This is a genomic window from Cytobacillus sp. FSL H8-0458, assembly GCF_038002165.1.
GTDB lineage: Bacteria > Bacillota > Bacilli > Bacillales > Cytobacillaceae > Cytobacillus.
Window position 1 is genome coordinate 2,408,742 of sequence record NZ_JBBOBR010000001.1, and the last position, 22,121, is coordinate 2,430,862.

General features: G+C 42.1%; 19 protein-coding genes. All 19 read right to left on the reverse strand.

What is annotated here, in order from left to right:
- Positions 1-17 precede the first annotated feature (17 nt).
- A complete protein-coding gene (locus tag NYE23_RS11690) occupies positions 18-1,034 on the reverse strand; it encodes a polysaccharide deacetylase family protein (protein ID WP_341078010.1) in 1,017 nt (338 codons plus the stop codon).
- A gap of 184 nt (positions 1,035-1,218) precedes the next feature.
- Positions 1,219-3,339, reverse strand: a complete 2,121-nt coding sequence (gene pnp / locus NYE23_RS11695; RefSeq protein ID WP_341078012.1) for a polyribonucleotide nucleotidyltransferase — start codon at positions 3,337-3,339, stop codon at positions 1,219-1,221.
- A 313-nt stretch (positions 3,340-3,652) separates the two neighbouring features.
- Positions 3,653-3,922: a 30S ribosomal protein S15 gene (gene rpsO / locus NYE23_RS11700; RefSeq protein ID WP_009330698.1), complete on the reverse strand. Its 270-nt coding sequence runs from the start codon at positions 3,920-3,922 to the stop codon at positions 3,653-3,655.
- Positions 3,923-4,044: 122 nt separating this feature from the next.
- Positions 4,045-4,995 carry a bifunctional riboflavin kinase/FAD synthetase gene (gene ribF, locus NYE23_RS11705; protein ID WP_341078013.1) on the reverse strand — a complete coding sequence of 317 codons (951 nt, stop codon included), beginning with the start codon at positions 4,993-4,995 and terminating at the stop codon, positions 4,045-4,047.
- A 66-nt stretch (positions 4,996-5,061) separates the two neighbouring features.
- Positions 5,062-5,979, reverse strand: coding sequence for a tRNA pseudouridine(55) synthase TruB (gene truB, locus NYE23_RS11710; protein WP_341078014.1), 918 nt, complete (start codon positions 5,977-5,979; stop codon positions 5,062-5,064).
- 66 nt (positions 5,980-6,045) lie between these two features.
- The gene (gene rbfA / locus NYE23_RS11715) at positions 6,046-6,426 is read right to left on the reverse strand and encodes a 30S ribosome-binding factor RbfA (protein ID WP_341078016.1); all 381 of its coding nucleotides are present in this window, start codon (positions 6,424-6,426) and stop codon (positions 6,046-6,048) included.
- Between the two features lie 16 nt (positions 6,427-6,442).
- Positions 6,443-6,724 (reverse strand): DUF503 domain-containing protein, encoded by a 282-nt coding sequence (locus NYE23_RS11720; protein WP_009330702.1) that lies wholly within the window; start codon positions 6,722-6,724, stop codon positions 6,443-6,445.
- Complete coding sequence (gene infB, locus NYE23_RS11725; protein ID WP_341078017.1) at positions 6,724-8,955, reverse strand: translation initiation factor IF-2; 2,232 nt, start codon at positions 8,953-8,955, stop codon at positions 6,724-6,726. Before infB ends, NYE23_RS11720 begins: the two co-directional genes overlap by 1 nt.
- A 19-nt stretch (positions 8,956-8,974) precedes the next feature.
- Complete coding sequence (locus NYE23_RS11730; protein WP_009330704.1) at positions 8,975-9,277, reverse strand: YlxQ family RNA-binding protein; 303 nt, start codon at positions 9,275-9,277, stop codon at positions 8,975-8,977.
- A complete protein-coding gene (rnpM, locus tag NYE23_RS11735; protein ID WP_009330705.1) occupies positions 9,274-9,558 on the reverse strand; it encodes an RNase P modulator RnpM in 285 nt (94 codons plus the stop codon). The genes NYE23_RS11730 and rnpM overlap by 4 nt, the downstream gene beginning before the upstream one ends.
- Before the next feature lie 17 nt (positions 9,559-9,575).
- The gene (gene nusA, locus NYE23_RS11740) at positions 9,576-10,733 is read right to left on the reverse strand and encodes a transcription termination factor NusA (RefSeq protein WP_341078018.1); all 1,158 of its coding nucleotides are present in this window, start codon (positions 10,731-10,733) and stop codon (positions 9,576-9,578) included.
- Between the two features lie 159 nt (positions 10,734-10,892).
- On the reverse strand, positions 10,893-11,360 hold the full coding sequence (gene rimP / locus NYE23_RS11745) for a ribosome maturation factor RimP (RefSeq protein WP_341078019.1): 468 nt from the start codon (positions 11,358-11,360) through the stop codon (positions 10,893-10,895).
- A 270-nt stretch (positions 11,361-11,630) separates the two neighbouring features.
- Positions 11,631-15,941 (reverse strand): PolC-type DNA polymerase III, encoded by a 4,311-nt coding sequence (locus NYE23_RS11750; RefSeq protein ID WP_341078021.1) that lies wholly within the window; start codon positions 15,939-15,941, stop codon positions 11,631-11,633.
- Positions 15,942-16,148: 207 nt separating this feature from the next.
- Entirely contained in the window at positions 16,149-17,411 is a 1,263-nt protein-coding gene (gene rseP / locus NYE23_RS11755; RefSeq protein WP_076255837.1) for an RIP metalloprotease RseP, read from the reverse strand.
- A 95-nt stretch (positions 17,412-17,506) separates the two neighbouring features.
- A complete protein-coding gene (gene dxr / locus NYE23_RS11760) occupies positions 17,507-18,649 on the reverse strand; it encodes a 1-deoxy-D-xylulose-5-phosphate reductoisomerase (protein ID WP_341078023.1) in 1,143 nt (380 codons plus the stop codon).
- Between the two features lie 179 nt (positions 18,650-18,828).
- A complete protein-coding gene (locus tag NYE23_RS11765; protein ID WP_341078024.1) occupies positions 18,829-19,623 on the reverse strand; it encodes a phosphatidate cytidylyltransferase in 795 nt (264 codons plus the stop codon).
- 16 nt (positions 19,624-19,639) lie between these two features.
- Positions 19,640-20,419, reverse strand: coding sequence for an isoprenyl transferase (locus NYE23_RS11770; protein WP_341078026.1), 780 nt, complete (start codon positions 20,417-20,419; stop codon positions 19,640-19,642).
- Positions 20,420-20,766: 347 nt separating this feature from the next.
- Positions 20,767-21,324 carry a ribosome recycling factor gene (gene frr / locus NYE23_RS11775; RefSeq protein WP_035329016.1) on the reverse strand — a complete coding sequence of 186 codons (558 nt, stop codon included), beginning with the start codon at positions 21,322-21,324 and terminating at the stop codon, positions 20,767-20,769.
- Positions 21,324-22,049: a UMP kinase gene (pyrH, locus tag NYE23_RS11780; RefSeq protein ID WP_163145104.1), complete on the reverse strand. Its 726-nt coding sequence runs from the start codon at positions 22,047-22,049 to the stop codon at positions 21,324-21,326. Before pyrH ends, frr begins: the two co-directional genes overlap by 1 nt.
- Positions 22,050-22,121 lie beyond the last annotated feature (72 nt).

Genomic DNA, 22,121 nt, shown 5'->3' on the forward strand with positions numbered 1-22,121 from the left:
AAAGACATACGCTTACATTAGTTTATATTATTATTGTTATTTTTTCCAAAATCCTGATTATTATTTTCTCTATATTGGATTCTCTTCTCGCTTAACATCTCGGATACTGTTCCTATCTCCAGGTTCTTCTGCTTAAGCCCTGTTATAAGTCTATCAAGTGATTTTTCGGTGGATTCCGTAGGATGCATCAGGATTAATGCTCCATTATGGACCTTTGATAACACTCTGTTTATCAGCACATCCGGGGAGGGCTTCCTCCAATCCACTGTATCAACAGTCCACATGACGGTGCCAAGGTTTTTCTCGGCAGCAATCTTCACTGTTTCATCTCTATAGCTGCCGCTTGGAGGTGCAAACCATGTAATAGGCTTACTCAGTTTTTCATCCATTGTGGCTTCAATCACATCATTTGTTTTTTGTATTTCTTCCCTTGTCCTTGCAGAAGAGATCACTTTCATATCAGGATGGGTGTACGAATGGTTGCCTACTTCATGGCCTGCATCCATAATCATTCTTGCGAGTTCCGGATTATTCTTTACCCATCTTCCTTCAAGAAAAAAACTTGCTGACACATTATGTTCCTTTAAAGTAGCAAGCATACCGGACAAATATTCATTTCCCCATGCCACATTAATAATGAAGCTGACCATCGGTTTATCGGGATGGCCTTTATATACAGGTGACGGCGGCAGGTCCTTTAACTTCACCTTTGGTTCAATTTGTTTAAATACAAGCTTATCATCTTTGAACTTTTTGCCTGATTTCATTTTTTTATATGATGCCTCAACATCTACTTCAATGCCGTTAAGACCGGGAATGGCTTTCCATACAGGGTCTATTTTTGCGTCCTGTGCAGGAATGCTGTATTCCTCTTTTTTCGCTGTAATTTCTTCATATAGTGAATCCTTAGGCTTGGAAACAGTTACGGCATCTGTTTCTTGTTTAAGGCCTGATACATACTGATCAGTAAAAGGATTATTGATAAAAACAAGTGCCATCACAAACATGATAATAATATGGATAAACTTTCTCATTCTTCATGCCTCCTTCAATTCATAGTATGATTTGAAGGGACAAGGTAGAACGGAACCGAAAAACAAAGGTATGCAATATAGGGCAAAAGCCCATGGAAATTCGTATATGTAAAAAGCCAGGGTTTCCCCTGGCTTTTAGGAAAATTCGCCCGCAAAATGCTTCTCTTTTAAATAGAGGTTAGTATTATTGCTGTGCTTTTTCCTTTTGCTCACGCTGTTCACGCAATACGGCTTTGCGGGAAAGATTTACGCGGCCTTGCTTATCGATTTCAGTAACCTTTACTAGAAGCTCGTCACCAATGGATAGAACATCTTCCACTTTTCCTACACGCTCTTCAGCAAGTTCAGAAATGTGAACTAATCCATCTTTACCTGAGAAGATTTCAACAAATGCACCGAATTTTTCAATCCGTTTTACCTTGCCAAGATACATTTGTCCAACTTCCACTTCACGTACGATATCTTCAATAATCTTCTTCGCTTTTTGATTCATTTCTTCATTTACAGATGAAATGAATACTGTTCCATCTTGTTCAATATCGATCTTAACGCCTGTTTCTTCGATGATCTTATTGATCTGCTTTCCGCTCGGTCCAATAACATCACGGATTTTATCTGGATTGATTGACATCATCAGAATCTTAGGAGCATATTCAGACAGCTCTTTTCTAGGCTGTTCAATAGTGCTCAGCATGGAATCAAGAATCTGCATGCGGCCTTTCTTCGCCTGCTGCAGTGCTTCCTCCAGAATCTCACGGGACAAGCCTTCAATCTTAATATCCATTTGCAGAGCAGTAACACCCTTGGAAGTACCCGCCACTTTGAAGTCCATGTCGCCAAGGTGATCTTCCATGCCCTGAATGTCTGTCAGGATTGAATAATGCTCGCCTGATTTAATTAGGCCCATTGCTATACCGGCAACTGGCGCTTTAATAGGCACACCTGCATCCATCATAGCCAAAGTACTTGCACAAATACTTGCCTGTGATGTTGAACCATTTGATTCCAGCACCTCAGAAACAAGACGAATTGTATACGGGAAATCCTTTTCAGATGGAATAATTGGCTCTAGAGCACGTTCTCCAAGAGCACCATGCCCGATTTCACGGCGGCCCGGCCCTCTGATTGGCCCGGTTTCACCTACACTGAAGTTAGGGAAGTTGTAATGGTGCATAAATCTTTTTTCTTCTTCAATTCCCAGCCCGTCCAGAATCTGTACATCTCCAAGAGCTCCTAATGTACAAATGCTCAATGCCTGAGTTTGTCCGCGTGTAAACAAACCTGAACCATGTGTGCGCGGCAGAAGGTCTACTTCTGAGGACAGTGGGCGGATGACATCCAATCCTCGTCCATCCGGGCGCACTTTATCTTCTGTAATTAAGCGGCGTACTTCAGCTTTAACAATTTTATCAAGGATCTGCCTGATTTGCTTCAGCTTGTCGTCGCCTGCTTCTTCACCTTCATATTTAGCTGTGATTTCTTCTTTAACTGCTTTAATGGCAGCTTCACGGGCATGTTTCTCCTGTACCTGGATGGCTTTAATCATATCCTTCTCACAGATGCCGCGTACTTCAGCCTCTAAATCCTGGTCAACCTGGTATAAAACAATTTCCATTTTCTCTTTGCCGATTTCAGATGCAATTTCTTCCTGGAAGGCAATAAGGCGCTTAATTTCCTCATGACCAAACATAATTGCTTCAAGCATTGTTTCCTCAGGCACTTCCTCTGCACCTGCTTCAACCATGTTAATAGCATCTTTTGTACCCGCTACAACAAGGCTGATATCGCTTTTTTCAGCCTGTTCTACAGATGGATTAATGATGAACTCTCCATCGATGCGGCCTACGCTGACTCCCGCAATCGGTCCGCCAAATGGAATATCCGACACAGAAAGGGCTAATGATGAACCGAACATTGCAGCCATTTCTGATGAGCAGTTTTGATCCACACTCATCACCATGCTTACAACCTGTACATCATTTCTGAAACCGTCAGCGAATAATGGACGAATTGGCCTGTCAATTAAACGGCTGGCCAAAATCGCTTTTTCACTTGGACGGCCCTCTCTCTTAATAAAACCGCCCGGTATCTTACCAACAGCATACAAACGTTCTTCATAGTTAACTGTCAGCGGAAAGAAATCCAGATTTTTCGGTTCTTTTGATGCTGTAGCAGTACTTAAAACTACAGTATCACCATAGCGCACTAAAACTGCACCATTAGCCTGTTTAGCAAGCTGGCCAATCTCTACAGTCAATTTGCGCCCAGCCCAATCAAGGCTGTAGACATGTTTATCTTGTCCCATAATTGTACCCCTCTCTGCATTCACTTAAGGACAGGCTTCAATTCTGCCTGGTCCGTTTAATTGTTGATTTCCTGCAATTTCCGCAGGCGTTCCTGCGAAGACAGCAAAAGCCTAATGAGCTTTGCATTACCCGCAGTCCAGTTTTATATAAAAGCATGAAATGCTCGTTAATCATAATAAAATTAGGCATCTTATAGTATGCACAATTTTCCCGTTTGCTAAAATAGGATAAGTTATGTATGTACATGATCAGGAACAAAATTCAAGTTTTTAAAGCTAATAAAAAAGCGGGAAAAAATCCCGCTTCTGTTGATTATCGACGTAAGCCAAGCTTATTGATTAACTCACGGTAACGTGCAACGTCTTTGTTGCGAAGGTAAGTTAATAGGTTACGGCGCTTACCAACCATTTTCAAAAGACCGCGACGTGAATGGTGGTCTTTCTTGTGAGTACGTAAATGGTCGTTCAAATTGTTGATTTCTTCAGTAAGGACAGCGATTTGAACTTCTGGAGATCCAGTGTCGCTTTCATGAGTTTTGAACTCATTGATTAGCTCATTTTTACGTTCTTTAGTGATTGCCATCCGGTTCACCTCCTAAATTTTCAATCCCCTGTTACTGAGCAAGCGTCGGTGACTCGACTTGCCAAGCAAAGGTTCATTTGGTACGTTAATTAGAATACAACTTTTTATGACAAAAAGCAAGGCTAAACCCTGTTTTTCTCAAAATATTGCTCAGTCTGCTGTTTATCCTTTTCGATTTGCGCAATTAACTCCTGAACGCCAGCAAATTTCCTTTCGCTTCTAAGATGTTTATGCCATTCAACTGTCACTTTCCTGCCATAAATATTTGAAGAGAAATCAAAAATATGGACTTCAACAGATGGCCTGTCCCCTTTTTCCTTATTAAAAGTTGGTTTGTAGCCAACATTGCAGACACCTTCATACCAGCTGCCATCTACTGAGAATCTTACAGCATACACACCAGGCGGTGGAATAATGCAGTCATCAGAAACATCCACATTCGCTGTAGGAAAGCCGATTGTACGACCTCTCTTATCACCATGGATAACGATTCCTGATGTTTTATAATATCTTCCTAAAAGACCGGGAAGCTCAGCCGTATTCCCTTCACGGATATATTTCCTTATTAGCGTAGAGCTGATTTTTTCGTCTTCTTTCGCCAGCTTTGCAACGACTGAGTAATCAAATTGATCCCTTGAATGAAACAGCAATGTTTCCATTGTGCCCCGTCCCATTCTTCCGTAGGAATAATCAAAGCCTGCCACGACATGCTTGGCATTAAGACCAATCAGGTATTGGTCAACAAACTCCTGGGGCAGAAGATTAGCAAATTCCCTTGTAAAATTGATAACAAACAAATAATCTATACCGAGATCAGCTATGATAGCAATTTTATCCTCAAGGGACGTAATATACTCCACATGCTGAACGCTTTTCCCCAAAACAACCGAGGGATGCGGATCAAATGTCATGACAGCACTTTTTAATCCTTTTTGTTCAGCTATTGATTTTGCTTCACGGATGACTTTCTGGTGACCCAGATGAACACCATCAAAATATCCAAGTGCTATTGCCAATTCAGGCATTTCGCTTTTATCCATTCGATGGGGATGATGTATATGAATAACTTCCATATTAATATTTCACCTTTTCTCTACAGAGCCTGGACCTATATAAATGCACAGCTTTTTAACAAGTGCTTATTGATCATTCCTTAACACTTTTACTGGCTTCATTAACCCTGGTTTGCGGGGGTGATGCTCATAAATCGCCAGAACAAGACCTTCTTTTTCCTCAATTGCGATTGGGCCTTTAGTGTCGAGTAAATGATCAGGGATAGTTAATACAGCCCCATTTTTTACTTTCTCTGCTACTTTATCACTTATTTGAAATTTCGGCAAATGAGAAAGCGCAGCTTCCATAGGTCGAAGAACCTCAGCCATTGTCCCCTTTTCGACCCTGTCTTCTATGTCTTCAAATGTCAGGCAATCATCAAGAGTGAGTGAGGCTGACTGGATTCTTACAAGATCAGACATATGGGCTGGGTATCCCAATTCAGACCCAATCATGACCGCAAGTGTACGGATGTATGTACCCTTGCTGCAGGCTACACGGAAACGGAAGGTAATATTCTCACCCTCAAACATCTCTCTGTCATCGAGAAGTTCGATTGAGTAGATAGTAACTTTCCTGGATGGCCGCTCCACTTCTATTCCCTGTCTTGCATATTCATAGAGGCGCTTCCCATTTACCTTTACTGCTGAATACATGGGGGGAGTCTGTGTAATTTCCCCGGTAAGGCTTTGAAGTACTTTCATCACCTGATTTCTGGTAATAGGTGCTGCAACAGCTTTCCTCTCCACAATTTCACCTGATGCATCTTCTGTTGTCGTAGAAAAACCTATTGTGACTTCTCCCTCATAAGACTTCCCTGCATCTGTTATGTATTCAGCCACCTTCGTTGCCCTCCCAAGGCAAATTGGAAGTACTCCTGTCACGTCAGGATCCAGTGTTCCGGTGTGGCCGATTTTTTTCATTCGCAAAATCTTCCGCAGCCTGAAAACACAATCATGGGATGTCATGCCCTTAGGTTTAAAAAGCGGCAAAATTCCTTCCATATTATGTACCACCTTGTCTATTTGTCTTTAGAAAAAAATGGATAGACAAAGTGTCTATCCATTCCATTATTCTTCTTCTTTGGAGCGTTCCTCATCTTTGGAACTGCCTTCGTCCTGAATTTGATGAAGCAATGATTCAATACGGTTTCCGTAGTCGATTGATTCATCAAATTCGAATAGAATTTCCGGTGTTTTGCGCAGCCGGATTCGCTGGCCGATTTCAGATCGGATAAAGCCTTTTGCTTTAGCCAGCCCGCGAAGCGTATTCTCCCGCTGTTCCTCATCACCCAGAACGGAAATAAACACGGTTGCCTGCTGGAGATCCCCGGTAACTTGAACATCAGTGACAGTTACAAAACCAACCCGCGGGTCCTTGATTTTTCGGCTGATGATTTCGCCCAGTTCTTTTTTCATTTGTTCTCCAACTCGATTTGCTCTAAGGCTCATTCTATATCACCTCTTCTTAAAGCCACTCTAAATCTGTAATTGTCCGCTCAATTTCAGGGAACGAATCAATCATTTTCAGCGCATTTTGCAGCTCGTGTTCAGTTGAAACCTGGGTGGACGAAACGGCCACAATGGCAATTTTGGTCCGCTGCCATAGGTCCTGATAGTCCACCTCAGATACAGAAACATTGTATCTTTGTTTCAGCCGGGTTAGAATACGCTGCAAAACAGCCCGTTTTTCTTTCAAAGAATGTGTGTCATAAATGATACATTCACAGGCAGCAAGCCCAATTATCATTAACGTTCCACTTCTTCCATTATATATGCTTCGATGACGTCGCCTTCTTTAACGTCATTGAAGTTTTTGATGGTAATACCGCATTCATAGCCTTGGGCTACTTCTTTAGCGTCATCTTTGAATCGCTTAAGAGCATCAACTTCGCCTTCAAAAATTACTACTCCATCGCGGATTAAACGAACGCCGCTGTCACGGGTGATTTTTCCGTCTGTGACATAAGAACCTGCAATTGTACCGATTTTGGAAACTTTGAATGTCTGGCGTACTTCAGCCTGGCCGATAATTTTTTCCTGGAACTCAGGATCCAGCATACCTTGCATCGCCAATTCGATTTCCTCTATTACTTTGTAGATGATGCGGTGCAGACGGATGTCAACATTTTCTGCATCTGCAGCACGTTTCGCGTTATTGTCAGGACGTACATTGAATCCGATCACAATAGCGTTGAAAGCAGCAGCTAAAGTGATGTCAGACTCGTTAATGGCACCTACACCTGTATGAAGGATGCGAACATTAACACCTTCTACATCAATTTTATGAAGAGCAGCTGTCAATGCTTCCGCTGAACCTTGAACGTCTGCTTTCACAACGATGTTTAAGTCTTTCATTTCCCCTTGTTTCATATGTTCAAACAAGTTATCCAGACTTACGCGTGTTTTTTCATTTCTTTGAGCCTGCAATGCCTGCTGGGCACGAGCTTCACCAACCTGACGGGCTGTCTTTTCATCATCAAGAACAGCGAATCGGTCACCGGCTTGAGGAACATCGTTAAGACCTGTAATCTCAACAGGAGTTGAAGGTCCGGCAGTTTTCACACGGCGGCCAAGGTCATTAACCATTGCACGGACACGTCCAAATGAGTTACCGACAACGATTGGATCTCCTACCTTCAATGTACCGTTTTGCACAAGCAGAGTCGCAACTGAGCCGCGTCCTTTGTCAAGCTGTGCTTCGATAACTGTACCAACGGCATTGCGGTCAGGATTTGCTTTGTATTCTTCCACTTCACCTACAAGAAGAATCATTTCAAGCAATTCATCAATTCCCTCGCCTTTAATTGCTGAGATTGGAACAAAGATTGTGTCTCCGCCCCATGCCTCTGGAACCAGGCCATGTTCAGTCAATTCCTGCATAACACGGTCAGGATTTGCTGCTTCCTTATCCATTTTATTAACAGCAACGATGATTGGCACTTCTGCTGCTTTCGCATGGTTAATTGCTTCTACTGTTTGCGGCATAACACCGTCATCTGCTGCTACAACGAGAATTGTTATATCGGTAATTTTCGCACCGCGGGCACGCATAGTTGTGAATGCAGCGTGTCCGGGAGTATCAAGGAAAGTAATCTTTTTGCCGTTTTCTTCAACTTGATAAGCTCCAATATGCTGAGTGATTCCGCCTGCTTCTCCCGCTGTAACTTTCGTGTTGCGGATGGAGTCAAGCAATGTTGTTTTACCATGGTCAACGTGTCCCATGATAGTAACAACAGATGGACGTTCCACCAGTTCGGCATTTTCATCTTCAGCGAAGTATACTTCAAGATCGGTTGTATCAACCAGTATCTCTTCTTCTACTTCGACACCGTATTCACCTGCAATCAGCTCAATCGCATCTTTGTCTAGGTCCTGGTTAATGGTTGCCATAACACCAAGCATAAATAGCTTTTTAATGATTTCAGAAGGCTCGCGGTGAAGCTTCTTTGCAAGTTCCGCTACTGTCAGTGATTCGCTGAAAGTAATTTTTGAAGGAAGCTCCTTCACTTTTTTAGGAGCTGGGGCCACATGCGTCTGCTGCTGTTTGCCTTTGTTGTTTTTATTCTTATTGTTGTTTCGGTTATTGTTATTGTTTCTATTGTTATTATTGTTTCTGTTGTTGGTATTGCCTCTGTTATTGCCGGAGAAGTTTTTGCCGGACTGGCTGCCCTGTCCCTGGCTTCTGTTTTCACCGGATTTATTCTGAGGCTTGCTTTTAGCAGCTGTGGAATTGCCGGCACTATTATTTGAAGCCGGTTTTTGATTTCCCTGCGGCTTCTGCTGGTTTTGAGGTTTGCTCTGCTTTTGAGCCTGGCTGTCATTCTTGATAAAAATACCGTCAAGCTTCTGGACTGCCGCCGGCTCAATCGTAGTCATATGATTGGAAACCTCAATATTCATGTCTTTTAATTTTGTAATAACATCCTTGCTTGAAATGTTATGTTTTTTCGCATATTCATAAACGCGCATTTTACTCATACTTTCACCCCCGCTAGTATTAATCGAGCAACGTTAACAGCTTTTTTGCAAATCCGGCATCTAACACTGCCACCACAACGCGGGCTTCCTTCCCTATAGCCTTGCCGAGCATTTCCCGGTTTTGTATCAGCTTATATGGAACCCCAAATGATTTACATTTATCTGTAACTTTTTTTGCCGTATTTGCGGATGCATCTGCAGACAGCAAAACAAGCTTTGCTTTGCCGTTTCTGATCTCTTTAACAGCAAGCTCTTCTCCCGAAGTAATTTTCCGTGCCCGATTGGCTAAGCCAAGCAATGACATCCATTGATTTGAGTTCATTTGGATTGCCGTTTCTCCTTCTCTATTAACTCCAAGAGTTCTTCATAGATAGCATCATCTATGGAAACTTCTAAATGATTGGCTAAGATATTCTTCTTCTTTGCTAACAAAACTGCTTCCTTTTCTTTGGAAAGATAAGCCCCGCGCCCTGATTTTTTTCCGGTCGGGTCAACAGATACTTCGCCTTCTTTGGAGCGAACGATGCGAACGAGTTCTTTTTTCGGCCTCATTTCACCGGTAGCGACACATTTTCGCAAAGGAACTTTTTTGCGATTGTTCACGATCATTCACCTCTTCCCTATTCTTTTTCCTCTAAAAGCTCATCCTGAAAATCGAAGTCTGCATCATTTTCATAGTCATCGTTTTCATAATCATCATTATCAAAGTTCAACAGTTTTTCATCCCTCGGATAAATTCCGGCTTCCCGGGCATCTGTTTCCGATTTGATGTCTATTTTCCAGCCTGTAAGCTTTGCTGCTAGTCTTGCATTCTGTCCGCGCTTTCCGATTGCCAGTGAAAGCTGATAATCAGGAACTACAACAGTTGTTGCTTTGTCATCTTCATTTACGATTACGTCAAGCACCTTTGAAGGACTTAGTGCATTTGCCACGAATACTACTGGATCTGAAGACCATTTTACAATATCAATTTTTTCGCCCTTCAGCTCATTGACTACCGCCTGTACACGTGTGCCCTTAGGCCCTACACATGAACCTACCGGATCAACTTCTTCATTGTCTGAATGAACCGAGATCTTGGAACGGTCCCCTGCCTCACGCGCAACGGATTTGATTTCTACTGTTCCATCATAGATTTCAGGAACTTCGATTTCAAATAATCTCTTCAGCAGGCCAGGATGGGTTCTGCTTACAAAGATCTGTGGTCCTTTTGTTGTCTTTTCTACTTTTGTAATAAAGACTTTAATGCGGTCATGGGGCTGATAACGCTCATTTGGCATTTGTTCGTTTGCCGGAAGGATGGCTTCAATCTTTCCAAGGCTTACATAGATGAACTTAGGATCTGTACGCTGAACTATTCCCGTCATGATATCTTCTTCACGGTCGATAAATTCAGAATAAATGATGCCTCTTTCCGCTTCACGGACACGCTGTGTAACAACCTGTTTAGCCGTCTGGGCAGCTATGCGCCCAAAATCCTTAGGTGTTACTTCCATTTCTACGACATCTTCCACCTGGTAGTTCGGGTTGATTTTTTGAGCATCCTCAACAGAGATCTCAAGACGCGGATCAAATACTTCATCCACTACCTCTTTGCGGGCAAAGACTCTCATCGTTCCGTTCCCTAGGTTTAAATCAATGCGCACATTCTGTGCCTGGTTAAAGTTTCTGCGGTAGGCTGACACCAATGCAGCTTCAATGGCTTCGATAATCACATCGCGAGAAATGCCTTTTTCTTTCTCAAGCAATGTCAGAGCATCCAAAAGTTCACTGCTCATGAGATTTATATCCCCCTTTATTTCTCTTATAAAAATGATCAACTCTAAAGCAGCAATTTGCTTTTCTTATTAAGACAAGTATTGAGTTTTGTATGTCAATAACTGTCCAGCGCAAGGCGCTTCCGCTTTTCTTAAAAAGCAGGCCCCCATCAGCCGTTATTAAAATACAACGGCTAAACGGGCATTCGCTACCTTCTCATAAGGAATTTCAATATTTTTCTTCCTTGTTTTGATTTTCACTTCTACCGTAACGGTCTCGCCGTCAAATTGGGTTAACACACCTTCAAACGTTTTTTCACCGTCAATTGGCTCGTATGTTTTAATGTAAACATTCTTGCCGACAGCTTTAATAAAATCACTGTCTTTCTTAAGAGGGCGTTCAGCTCCCGGCGATGAAACTTCCAAGAAATAGTTGTATGGAATCGGATCTTCAGCATCAAGCTTTTCGCTTAGCTTTTCACTGACCATTCCGCATTCCTCGATATCAACACCAGTTTCTTTATCAATAAATACGCGAAGGAACCAGTCTTTCCCTTCTTTTACATATTCAATGTCGACTAATTCTAAATTAAGTTCATCCACAATAGGGGTGACCAGTTGTTCCACCGTTTCAGTCACTTTGCTCATTCATATCCCTCCTTTTTCCTGGATTCTAAAGCGCTGTTTTTCAATCAATAACTCAGAAATTGGCTCTGCTAAACTTAATTAACATATAGTTTTAACATAGATCCGATATTAAGAAAAAACCGTACACAACACGAAAGAGTGGGTTGCCCCACTCTTCCTTTTGCGAGAGTTATTCTTAGTATTTCCAATAAAACTATACCATAACCAATTTTTTTATGCAAATGGAATAGCTGTCAGCAGAAGGGTTTGGACCATTCGCTGGTCTTATTTTTAGAATAGAGACAGCTGATTTTGTTCCGGAAGGGATTCCAGGCAGCCATGGTTATCAAGATACTCGATAATCGTCTTGGACACTTTTCCGCGCTGCTGCAGATCTTCCTTCGAAAGGAATTCCCCTTCTCCCCTTGCTTTAACTATATTGAATGCTGCGTTTGTGCCCAAACCCGGAATGGAATTAAACGGCGGGATCAAGGAATTTCCATCTATGATAAACTCACTTGCGCTTGAGCGGTATAAGTCCACCTTTTGGAAGTTAAAGCCCCTTTCGTTCATTTCCAGAGCCAATTCCATTACAGTCAGCAGGTTCTTTTCTTTCGTTGAAGCATCAAGACCCTTTGCATTGATTTCTTCGATGCGTGCACGGATCGCCTGGGATCCTTTAACCATTGCATCCACGTCAAAGTCTTCTGCACGGACAGTAAAATATGCTGCATAGTAAAGAAGCGGATGGTGCACTTTAAAGTACGCAATCCGGACAGCCATTAATACGTAAGCAGCTGCATGGGCTTTAGGGAACATGTATTTAATCTTTTTACAGGAATCAATATACCATTCAGGGACTTCATTCTTTCTCATTTCCTCTTCCATCTCATCGCTTAGGCCTTTACCCTTACGGACCGATTCCATAATTTTGAAAGCAAAAGCAGGCTCAAGGCCCTGATAGATTAAATAAACCATTATATCATCACGGCAGCCGATTACTTCACTTAGGTTACAAATATTATTATGGATTAATTCCTGGGCATTTCCGAGCCAAACATCTGTACCATGTGAAAGACCTGAAATCTGCACAAGCTCTGAGAAAGTGGTCGGCTTCGTATCTTCGAGCATCTGGCGGACAAATCGTGTACCAAATTCGGGTATGCCGAGTGTTCCGGTTTTACACATGATTTGCTCTTCGGTCACACCAAGTGATTCCGGCCCGCTGAAAATCTTCATTACTTCAGGGTCATCTGTTGGAATGGTTTTTGGATCAATTCCGCTAAGGTCCTGAAGCATCCTAATAACAGTCGGATCATCGTGACCAAGTATATCAAGTTTTAATAGATTATCATGAATGGAATGGAAGTCAAAATGGGTTGTTTTCCATTCAGATGTCCGGTCGTCTGCAGGGAACTGAATAGGCGAAAAGTCGTAAATATCCATGTAATCCGGCACAACAATGATGCCGCCCGGGTGCTGTCCGGTTGTCCGCTTTACCCCTGTACAGCCGGAAGCCAGCCTGTCAATTTCCGCACCCCTTATTTGCAGATTATTATCGTTCTGGTATGCTTTGACGTAACCATAAGCTGTTTTATCGGCAACAGTACCGATTGTTCCAGCACGGTATACATAATCCTCCCCGAATAGCACCTTTGTATAGTTATGGGCTCTGGGCTGGTATTCCCCGGAGAAGTTCAAGTCAATATCGGGAACTTTATCTCCCTTGAAACCAAGGAACGTTTCGAACGGAATATCATGTCCATCTTTTTTATATTTTGCTCCGCAGCTCGGGCAATCTTTATCAGGCAGGTCGAAACCGGAGCCCACTGATCCGTCATTGAAAAACTCGGATGTTTTGCATTCCGGGCAAACGTAATGCGGCGGCAGAGGATTTACCTCCGTTATTTCGGTCATCGTCGCAACAAAAGAGGATCCGACAGATCCACGGGAACCAACCAGATAGCCATCATCCAGTGATTTTTTTACAAGCTTATGAGAGATCAGATAGATAACCGCGAAACCATGTCCGATAATACTCTTAAGTTCTTTTTCAAGGCGCGCCTCAACAATCTCAGGAAGCGGATCACCATAGATCCTTCTTGCCATTCCGTAACTCATGCTGCGCATCTCTTCATCTGCGCCTTCAATTTTTGGCGTATACAAATCATCTTTAATCGGCTTTATTTCTTCAATCATATCTGCTATTTTGTTCGTATTCTCTACTACAATTTCCTTCGCTTTGTCTTTGCCGAGAAATGAAAAAGCGTCAAGCATTTCATTGGTAGACCTGAAATGAACATCTGGAAGCTGATGGCGATTAAGCGGATTCGCTCCTCCCTGTGAATTAACAAGGATTTTCCGGTAGATTTTATCATTTGGATTCAGGTAATGGACATTACCTGTTGCGACTACCGGCAGACCAAGCTTATCTCCCAGTTTTACAATATTAGTGATGATTTCTTCCAGCGCTTTTTCATCTCTCACAAGTTCAAGCTCTAAAAGGTGTGCATAAACGGCTTTTGGATGCACTTCAAGATAATCATAGAATTGTGCTGTATCTTCCACTTCATCCGGAGATTTCTGCATCATGCCTTCAAAAACTTCACCTTTATCGCACCCGGAACCAACCAGTATTCCTTCCCGATGCTTTTGAAGGACTGACCTGGGAATGCGCGGCACTCTGTAAAAGTATTCCATATGCGAGATGGATACAAGTTTAAAGAGGTTTTTCAGACCCGTTTCTGTTTGTGCAAGCAGGGTGCAATGGGCAGGCCTTGCACGCTGATAAGCATTTCCCTGTCCCATATTATCATTGAATTGATCATGATATTCGATTCCTTTTTCCTCTGCACCTTTTAGCATTTTAAGAAGCAGATAGCCGGTTGCTTCCGCATCATATATTGCACGGTGATGCTGGGTGAGTTCAACATCGAATTTTTTGGCAAGGGTATTCAGACGGTGATTTTTCATGTCAGGATATAAAAAACGTGCGAGTTCAAGAGTATCTATTACAGGATTAGGCGCCTTGCCAATACCGATCTTTTTATAGCCAACATTCAGGAAGCCCATGTCGAATGAAGCATTATGTGCTACTAAAACAGCATCTCCGGTCCATTCATGGAACTTCTTCAGAACATCTTCCACTTCCGGTGCATTCTCCACCAGATCATCTGTTATTCCAGTCAGATTAATGGTTGTTGCGGATAAAGGGTGATGAGGGTTTGCAAAGGATTCAAAACGATCAATGATTTCACCATCATGAATCTTAACTGCGGCAAGCTCAATAATCGTATCATATACAGCTGATAAGCCGGTTGTCTCAACATCAAATACCACATAGGTATCTTCAGTAAGCTTGCGATGCGAATCATTATAAGCAATCGGTACACCATCATCCACAAGGTTCGCTTCAATTCCATACAGAATCTTAATATCATTCTTTTTCCCGGCACCATAAGCTTCAGGGAATGATTGAGCAACAGCATGATCCGTAATGGCTACAGCTTTATGGCCCCATTTTTTCGCCTGGGAAACCAGTGCACTGACAGATGAAACAGCATCCATTTGGCTCATCGGTGTATGAAGATGAAGTTCAACCCTTTTTTCTTCAGCAGGCGATGTATCCTGCCTTTGGATAGGTTTGATCTCATTAATATCATTCCCGATCATTACCAGATCACGGACAAATGTATCGTTTTGAATGCTTCCGCGGACCTTTAGCCACATCCCTTTTTGAATATGCTGGTATAAAGCGGCATCCTCTTTATCCCGAGAAAACATTTTTACTAGAATGGAACTGGTATAATCCGTAATTTTAAAAGTTAAGAGCGTCCGGCCGCTGCGCAGCTCTCTGGTCTCAGCAGCAAAAACGTAGCCTTCAACGGCTACCCGGCGTTCTTCATCTACTATATCAATCAATTTGCGGTAATCTGCATCATCTTTAATGGTAAGTCCGATTGTAAGCGGCCCCTTAGGTGCTGTGTGATCTGCAGATTCAGCTTCCGCTTCTTTCTTCTGCATCTCGATTGCTGCCTGGAGACCACGCTCCTGGTCTTCTTTGCGTTTGGCTTCCATGAATTTTTCATATTCTTCATTGGAACCATCAATAGATACTTCTGTATCAACTGATAATGCCGGAAAGCCAAACACTTGAAAAACATCTGAAATAGTGCCAGCATACTTCTTCTTGATAGACAATCCTTCCAATTCATTACGGACTTTAATGATAAGTTTGTTGCCCTGTACAGAAGGAACCTGTTCATTCAGAAGTTTTAAAAGCGGCGGCGCCATGCCATCCATTTCTTTAATGCAGTTATGCCAGTATTCAAGTACAAGCTGTTCAGTAAAATCCTGATTTCTAACAGAGATGCTATATGAAATTTCTGCGATATGGGAAAATGTTTTTTCCAGCTGATCTGTAAAACGGCTATATACACTGCAAGGCAAAATCTTTGGAAAGGCAAAGTAAAAATGCCATTTCCGTGACTGTCTTTCGACTATGACCCTTTCGATTTGGGCATCATGAAAGTGCTGCACAAAGGCATCTTCAGTTAGCTGCATCTGCTGGAGCAAGAGCTGAAATCTAGAAGGTTCGCTCATCTTTCTCTCTCCCATCCAATAATCTTGGTTTCTATTTTAAGTTGAATTTTTTAATGTATTTAAAAAAACAGACGGACTTAATTATAACATATCGTATCAGATAGTGATTTAAAAAAACGGATTCCATTTTGGAACCCGTTTTTTCGTCTAAACCAAAGGATATTGCACCTATTTTTTATGCAGGAATACTGCAGCTGCATTAACTTTTTAAAGGAAAAATCTCTGAATATCGTTCCAAGTAACCACTAGCATTAGCAGCATTAAAAGTGCAAAGCCAATAAAATGTACCATTCCCTCTTTGTGGCGGTCAATCGGCTTCCCTCTTACAGCCTCAACTGCAAAGAACATTAATCTTCCGCCATCAAGAGCCGGAATTGGAAGCAGGTTCATAATTCCCAGATTTATGCTAAGAATTCCTGCCCATTTCATCAGGTAGTAGATGCCGGATTTGGCTACAGTATCTGTTGAAACATAAATGCCTACCGGGCCTGATAATGCATCAATAGAAAACTGTCCAGTGACAAGCTTGCCAAGCATGACAAAAATTTCTTTCGTCCAGAAATAAGTTTCCTTGGCTCCGTAGGTAATAGCCTTTAATGGAGACTTTTCCATCGGGCTATAAACACCAATGATCCCTATTTTTTCGCCTTCTACATCCTGAACCTTTGGTGTAACCGATATTGTATGTTCCTGGCCGTTTCTTTCCACTAAAAATTCTAGTTCTTCACTTGGGTTCTTTCTAATGATTTCCACTACATCTGACCAGCTTGAAATTTCGGCTCCATCCACACTTTGAACCATATCGCCTTCCTTAAGCCCAGCTTCATATGCTGCACCATCAGGCGTCAGCTTGCCAAGGGCAGGTTCATTTGTTGGAATGCCCTGCAATAAGGCTATTAGAACAAAAACGATAAAAGCCAGAACAAAATTCATCATTGGGCCTGCGAAAATCGCCATTGTTCTCTGGCCCAAGGTCTTTGATGCAAATTGACGGTCATACGGAGCAATGAGCGTTTCGGTCCCATCCTCAACCAGTACCGCTGAACGGCTGACTTTGAAAATTTGGATTGACTCATCCTCTTCTCCCTCAACATATCCTTTTATTACAAGGGTATGCTCAATATCAGCATCTTCAACTTCAACGATTCTTGCATCAGGATACTTATCTTTGTTGTTTAATATAATTTTGCTAACTTCCTCGTTTTTATCAAGGATTAAGCCAATGCGGTAGCCTGGTTTGATTTCCACCATTTCAGGATCTTCACCGGCCATGCGGACAAACCCGCCGATGGGCAGAAGACGAATCGTGTATACCGTTTCATCTTTTTTAAAGGAAAACACCTTTGGTCCGAATCCAATTGCAAATTCCCGGCAGAGTATTCCTGCTCTTTTTGCGAATATTAAATGTCCGAGTTCATGAAAAAAAACCAGTGCCCCGAAAATAACTATAAAGGCTATTACTGTACTCAAGTTTTAACCACCTTTTTTTAGAGGTTGTTCAAATGCCGCTGGTAAGTGCATTAAGTTATCATCTGTTACGCACTCTTCAGCACTTGAACACAAGCTTATAGAAGCGAGTTAACATATTTTCTCGTTTCCAAATCTGTTTCCTGAATTTCATTCAGGCTTGGATTTGAGATAACGTCATGGCTGCCCAGTGCTCTTTCGATGAAATCTTCTATTTGCAGGAAGGTAATCTTTCCATCCAGAAATGCAGCAACAGCAGCTTCATTTGCTGCATTCAATACGGCTGGCATTGATCCGCCTACTTTTCCGGCTTCATAGGCAAATTTCAGGCAGCGAAAACGATTAAAGTCCATTTCTGCAAAATGGAGCTTGCCGATTTCAGCAAGATTCAGACGTTTTGCTGTTCGCAGCGGGAGCCTGTCTGGATAAGTTAATGCATACTGTATAGGTACTCTCATATCCGGGGTGCCAAGCTGTGCGATGACACTGCTGTCATGATATTCCACCATGGAATGGATAATGCTTTCTTTATGGAGAAGGACATCTATTCTACTGTAATCCATTGAGAAAAGCCAATGCGCTTCAATAACTTCAAGTCCCTTATTCATCATAGTGGCAGAATCGATGGTGATTTTTGCTCCCATTGACCAATTCGGATGATTAAGCGCCTCTTCAACAGTCACATTTTCCAATTCCTTGCGGGAGCGGTCTCTGAAACTGCCTCCCGAAGCTGTTAAAATGAGCCTTTCAATATTTTTTTCTTTTTCCCCCTGCAGAGATTGAAAAATAGCAGAGTGTTCACTGTCTACTGGAAGGAGCGTTACACCATTTCGGTTTGCTGCTTCCATGACCAGATGGCCGGCTGTCACAAGGGTTTCCTTATTCGCGATAGCGATAGTCTTCTTTTCCTCAATCGCCTGCAGGGTAGGGCTTAGGCCTACACTGCCTAATACAGCATTAACCAGTATTTCTGATTTTTTGTAAACGGCAACCTCTATCAAACCTTCATGTCCATATGTAAATGTTATGCCGGGAAACTCCGCTTTAAGAATATCTGCGGAACTTTTTTCTGAAAGTGAGACAAGTTCAGGCTGAAAGTCAGAGATAATCTTCCTGGCAAGATCTATATTCCTGCCGGCAGACATGGCTGCCAGCTTAAATTCCTCGGGGTGCTCTTTAATAATTTCGAGGGTCTGAGTGCCAATAGACCCTGTTGCCCCCATCAAACTGATATGTTTCATAGTCTCCTCCTAATAAGAAAAGCGGAAGCGCCTTGCCCACCCCCAACAACCATAAGACGAGCCTTCAAGAAAGGCGTTTTTTGCCTTTCTGCAGGAACGGCTTAAGACCTCGAGGTGGCAGGCGCTGGAGCTGGACATTTATCTAGTATCCAAATGAATACTGCTCTCTAGCCAATAGGTTACAGCAGATGAAAAAAGTGGAGCAAAGGCAGGACGAATAACAAACTGTCAAAACGGTCCAGGATTCCGCCATGTCCAGGCAGAATATTTCCTGAGTCTTTTACATTATAATGACGCTTTAATGCTGACTCCACTAAATCCCCTATTTGCCCAAACACTGACAGGATGGCTGTAATTACTAATAGCCCCAGCAGGGACTCATCAATATCTGTAAAGATAATAAATAATACCGAAACAGCAAGCGCACAGGCTACACCGCCAAGTGACCCTTCCACAGTCTTATTCGGGCTGATTTCAGGCCAAAGCTTTTTCTTTCCCATTGCCTTTCCAATAAAGTAGGCACCTGAATCTGTTGCCCAAATAAGGAATAATGCAAAAAAGAGATAGGTCAGGCCCTGATCTGCGAAGCGTGTCTCCATAAAATAGTAAAATCCAATGCCAACATATAAAGTAGACATTATCGAAAAAGCCACATCATCAAAAGTAAATTTGTTTTTTGTTGCGACTGTATACGTTAAGAAAAGAAGCACTCCAAAAAGAGCTACCTCAATTTTTGTATAATTCAAATCATCCAGGAATGACTGAAATTCTTTAGGCAAAAGGAAAACCCACAATAAAAGTAAAGAAATAATACCTGGAATCGAGAATAAACTTAAGTTCCTCATTTTCAATAGTTCATATAGTGCAATGGATGCCAGTAAATATGCCAGGATGATGATTGGCATGCCTCCATATATAATGATCGGCAGGAGGATTGCTCCAAATATAATGGCTGTGATAATACGCTGTTTCATTCAATTTTCAACACCTTTATTGTACTCCTCCAAAACGCCTCTGGCGGCTTTGGAATACTTCGATCGCTTCAAGCATTTGCTCTTCATTGAAATCCGGCCATAAGACATCTGTAAACCAGAATTCTGTGTATGCAAGCTGCCAGAGCATAAAATTGCTTAATCTGATTTCACCGCTTGTGCGTATCAGCAGATCAGGATCCTTTAATCCGCCTGTCATAAGGTAGGATGAGAATTTTTCTTCATCCAATTCATTTTCATTCATTATACCACTTTTGCAATCATTTAAGACATGCCTGACGGCTTCGAGTATTTCTGCTCTGCTCCCATAATTTAGTGCAAAGTTCAGCACCAGGCCGGTGTTATTTTTTGTCTCTTCCATCGCTTTGGAAACTGCTTTTCGGGTATGGGCAGGCAGGTGGTCAAAATAACCAATCATTCTTACTTGCACATTTTCTTCTACCAGCTCAGGCAGAAAAGTGCCCAGAAATTCCTCAGGCAGTTTCATCAGAAAGTCCACTTCCATTTTGGGCCGTTTCCAATTCTCAGTTGAGAATGCATATAAAGTTAGAGTCTTCACTCCAATATCACTTGCAAATCTGGTAATTTTTCGGACAACTTTCATTCCCTCATGATGGCCGGCAACTCTTGGAAGCGCTCGTTTTTTTGCCCATCTGCCATTCCCATCCATAATAATGGCAACATGCTCAGGAATGTGCAATTCTTTTATTTTTTCAACTCTCTCTCGGAGATCGGAAGAACTGTTTTGGGACTTCCATAACTTCATTTTATCAAACATAAGTCTGCTCCTTTAAAATAGGTTAATCCTCCGATAAAAGACAAAGTGTGAAACTTCAATCAGCAGGGGATTTTTCCCGCTTATTGATAGTTGAAATTCAGTCATAGTATCTTTTAGAGATTATTCTAATGGTAAAATCATGATATTGCCTCTTTCCGCATGATAATATCATACCAAAAATAATTAAATATATCTCTATATGTTACCAGAAAGTTAATTCAGGATAGGAAACTGCCTTCTTCGCATATATCAGCACAGTCGGCGCCTAAACGCATGATCAGATTATGTATGGCTCCCAAAGAGTAAAAGAACCCCCTATTGATAGAGGGTTCTCACTATAGAATAAATCAGACTGCAAGGATTTCTTTTTCTTTTTCTTTTGTTAATTCGTCAATCTTGCTGATGTGGTCATCCGTAAGTTTTTGAATATCATCAGAAAAACCGCGGAGATCGTCTTCAGTGATCTCTCCATTTTTCTCAAGCTTTTTCAGGTCATCATTGGCATCGCGGCGAACATTGCGGATGGCAACTTTTGCTTCTTCTGATTCTTTTTTAACAACCTTAACAAGCTCTTTACGGCGTTCTTCTGTAAGCTGTGGAATAGCCAGTCTGATTACACTGCCGTCATTTGAGGGATTTAAGCCGATATCAGATTTTAGAATGGCCTTTTCAATTTCTCCCAGTATAGTTTTGTCATAAGGCGTTATGACTAAAAGGCGCGCTTCAGGAGCAGACACTCCGGCAAGCTGGTTAACAGGAGTCGGCGCACCGTAGTAATCAACAGTGATGCGATCAAGCAAAGAAGCGTTGGCTTTACCTGCACGGATGCTGGCAAGCTCCCTTGTATACGCTGAAATTGCTTTAGTCATTCTTTCTTTTGCATCTGCAATAACTTGTTTTGGCATTACTTTTTCCCCCTAACGATTGTTCCGATTGTTTCACCCATTACGGCGCGGTTAATATTGCCTTTTTCCATGATTGAAAATACAATTAACGGAATGTTGTTATCCATGCATAAAGATGATGCTGTAGAATCCATTACAGCCAATCCTTCTTTCAAAACATCAAGATAGGAAAGTTCATCGTATTTTTTCGCGTTTTTATCAACGCGGGGATCAGCTGAATAGACCCCATCAACATTGTTTTTCGCCATAAGAATTACTTCTGCTTCAATTTCTGCAGCTCGCAATGCTGCTGTAGTATCAGTAGAGAAGTAAGGATTTCCGGTTCCTGCAGCAAAGATCACAACCCGCTTTTTCTCAAGATGGCGGATAGCTCTTCTGCGGATGTACGGTTCAGCAACCTGTCTCATCTCGATTGAGGTTTGAACTCTTGTCTCCACCCCAAGATTCTCGAGGCTATCCTGCAATGCCAATGAGTTCATAACAGTTGCAAGCATGCCCATATAGTCGGCGTTTGCTCTGTCCATACCCATTTCTTCTCCGATCTTTCCTCGCCAGATGTTTCCGCCGCCGACAACAACAGCAACTTCAACACCTAGTTCAGCCAGATCCTTAACCTGTGCAGCGATTGATTTAATTACTGAAGGATTAATTCCGAAACCTTGCTCTCCTGCTAAAGCTTCTCCACTTAATTTCAAAACCACGCGTTTGAATTTTGGGCTGCTCATAAGAACCTCCATATGTAGTATAAAAAGCTCAAGCGCTTAAAGGCGCTATTGCTGCATTTACAATTTTATCTC

Coding starts and splice junctions, on each gene's coding strand:
- NYE23_RS11690 (WP_341078010.1), bottom strand. CDS start 1,034: ATGAGAAAGTTTATCCATATTATTATCATGTTTGTGATGGCACTTGTT.
- pnp (WP_341078012.1), bottom strand. CDS start 3,339: ATGGGACAAGATAAACATGTCTACAGCCTTGATTGGGCTGGGCGCAAA.
- rpsO (WP_009330698.1), bottom strand. CDS start 3,922: ATGGCAATCACTAAAGAACGTAAAAATGAGCTAATCAATGAGTTCAAA.
- ribF (WP_341078013.1), bottom strand. CDS start 4,995: ATGGAAGTTATTCATATACATCATCCCCATCGAATGGATAAAAGCGAA.
- truB (WP_341078014.1), bottom strand. CDS start 5,979: ATGGAAGGAATTTTGCCGCTTTTTAAACCTAAGGGCATGACATCCCAT.
- rbfA (WP_341078016.1), bottom strand. CDS start 6,426: ATGAGCCTTAGAGCAAATCGAGTTGGAGAACAAATGAAAAAAGAACTG.
- NYE23_RS11720 (WP_009330702.1), bottom strand. CDS start 6,724: ATGATAATTGGGCTTGCTGCCTGTGAATGTATCATTTATGACACACAT.
- infB (WP_341078017.1), bottom strand. CDS start 8,955: ATGAGTAAAATGCGCGTTTATGAATATGCGAAAAAACATAACATTTCA.
- NYE23_RS11730 (WP_009330704.1), bottom strand. CDS start 9,277: ATGAACTCAAATCAATGGATGTCATTGCTTGGCTTAGCCAATCGGGCA.
- nusA (WP_341078018.1), bottom strand. CDS start 10,733: ATGAGCAGTGAACTTTTGGATGCTCTGACATTGCTTGAGAAAGAAAAA.
- rimP (WP_341078019.1), bottom strand. CDS start 11,360: ATGAGCAAAGTGACTGAAACGGTGGAACAACTGGTCACCCCTATTGTG.
- NYE23_RS11750 (WP_341078021.1), bottom strand. CDS start 15,941: ATGAGCGAACCTTCTAGATTTCAGCTCTTGCTCCAGCAGATGCAGCTA.
- dxr (WP_341078023.1), bottom strand. CDS start 18,649: ATGAAACATATCAGTTTGATGGGGGCAACAGGGTCTATTGGCACTCAG.
- NYE23_RS11765 (WP_341078024.1), bottom strand. CDS start 19,623: ATGAAACAGCGTATTATCACAGCCATTATATTTGGAGCAATCCTCCTG.
- NYE23_RS11770 (WP_341078026.1), bottom strand. CDS start 20,419: ATGTTTGATAAAATGAAGTTATGGAAGTCCCAAAACAGTTCTTCCGAT.
- frr (WP_035329016.1), bottom strand. CDS start 21,324: ATGCCAAAACAAGTTATTGCAGATGCAAAAGAAAGAATGACTAAAGCA.
- pyrH (WP_163145104.1), bottom strand. CDS start 22,049: ATGAGCAGCCCAAAATTCAAACGCGTGGTTTTGAAATTAAGTGGAGAA.